This window comes from Mannheimia kashgarensis (assembly GCF_041807705.1).
Lineage (GTDB): Bacteria > Pseudomonadota > Gammaproteobacteria > Enterobacterales > Pasteurellaceae > Mannheimia.
Genome location: NZ_JBGTYY010000064.1, coordinates 1 through 1,177, shown reverse-complemented (window position 1 = coordinate 1,177; position 1,177 = coordinate 1). Strand labels below are relative to the sequence as shown.

The following is a 1,177-nucleotide window of genomic DNA, read 5'->3' as shown; positions in this document are numbered from 1 at the left end:
GTTGAGCCGAAAACATTGTGTCCTTGCAATAATTTTGCAGGGCTTGCTTTCAACTCAACATAAGGCGGTGTTTTCATTCTGTCACTACCATTAAAGATTTTCATAGCCAATGAAGAAAAATGGCTAGGAATAGATTCATAAGGGTGAGATAGCTCCTGAACATCAAGATCACCGTCTATTTCAAAAGTCACATTTGATGATTTCAGTTTTATTCCTGTTCTTCTTGCAATTTCTATCAAAGTCTCTTTCAAAAACGAGGTCTCACCGTCCTTACAGACGATGATATGCTCTGCTTTGAAAGGGATAGAAAGTTTCAAGAAGTCAATCATAAGATAAATTACCTTTTTACCTAAAAAAGTATTTATTGTATTTATAGCACTATTACCTAAATATGTAAATAGGTAAAATAATGTTTAGGTAAAAACTTATAGAATGGTAGCCCAAAACTTTCAAATTAAGGTTTTGAGCAATGTATAAACATACACCTACATCACCATAGGATAAAAAATGAAGACAACAGCCAGTTTCAATATTAAATTAGAGAAAAAACTCAAGGTAGAAAGATTAGCGATGGAAGTTGGAATGAAGATAGGAAGACCTGTGAAATGGACTGAAGTAATGAATGTTCTTGTCGATCACTTTGCAAAAGATGCCATTGCCTACATAGAACACAATGAGAAAGAGAAGGCGAAATAATATACAAAAATGTTCCAAAATGGAACAAGAGTGGACTATTATAGGGTAGTCCACTGCCCTAACAACTCCATTTTCCCCCTAAAAGGTCATATCACCGCCCTCTAAAATACCCACATCTTGGACTTTTACTGTAAGTTTTTACAAATTCATCAAGATCTATTGGTACATTAGAATTAACAAGTTCCTGCAAAAACAGCATAAAATGCTCTAATTGGTCAAAACGTTTGTCTGTGTCGGTTTTACTTTCATTATTATCAAGTTTAAAACGGACTTCAATGGAATTAACACCTATATAAATGCGGTGTTCGGTCGTTTTAAGTAGTTTGACCGTTTCATAAAAATGCTTTGGTGTAAGATGAGATAAGGTAATATTAGCCATAATTTCGCATAACAACAGGTTATGTGTAAATTCTCGTGCAGTGGGACAAGCCCTATTGTACTGCACTCGAATTGTAACATAACCTGTAAAGCATTATGCGAA

3 protein-coding genes are annotated in these 1,177 nt (G+C 34.5%); 1 reads left to right on the top strand and 2 read right to left on the bottom strand.

The window, feature by feature from the left end; genetic code table 11:
- A partial coding sequence (locus ACERCF_RS12465; RefSeq protein WP_373625783.1) for a phage/plasmid replication protein, II/X family occupies positions 1-329 on the bottom strand: 329 nt, incomplete at its 3' end.
- Positions 330-507: 178 nt separating this feature from the next.
- Here ACERCF_RS12465 and ACERCF_RS12460 point away from each other — a divergent pair.
- Positions 508-696, top strand: a complete 189-nt coding sequence (locus ACERCF_RS12460; protein WP_075630816.1) for a hypothetical protein — start codon at positions 508-510, stop codon at positions 694-696.
- A gap of 91 nt (positions 697-787) precedes the next feature.
- Here ACERCF_RS12460 and ACERCF_RS12455 read toward each other — a convergent pair whose 3' ends face one another.
- Positions 788-1,075: a hypothetical protein gene (locus tag ACERCF_RS12455; RefSeq protein ID WP_173632047.1), complete on the bottom strand. Its 288-nt coding sequence runs from the start codon at positions 1,073-1,075 to the stop codon at positions 788-790.
- Positions 1,076-1,177: the final 102 nt, after the last annotated feature.

What these genes read in the sequence shown, in the direction of transcription:
- ACERCF_RS12460 (WP_075630816.1), top strand. Translation starts at nt 508, where the DNA reads ATGAAGACAACAGCCAGTTTCAATATTAAATTAGAGAAAAAACTCAAG.
- ACERCF_RS12455 (WP_173632047.1), bottom strand. Translation starts at nt 1,075, where the DNA reads ATGGCTAATATTACCTTATCTCATCTTACACCAAAGCATTTTTATGAA.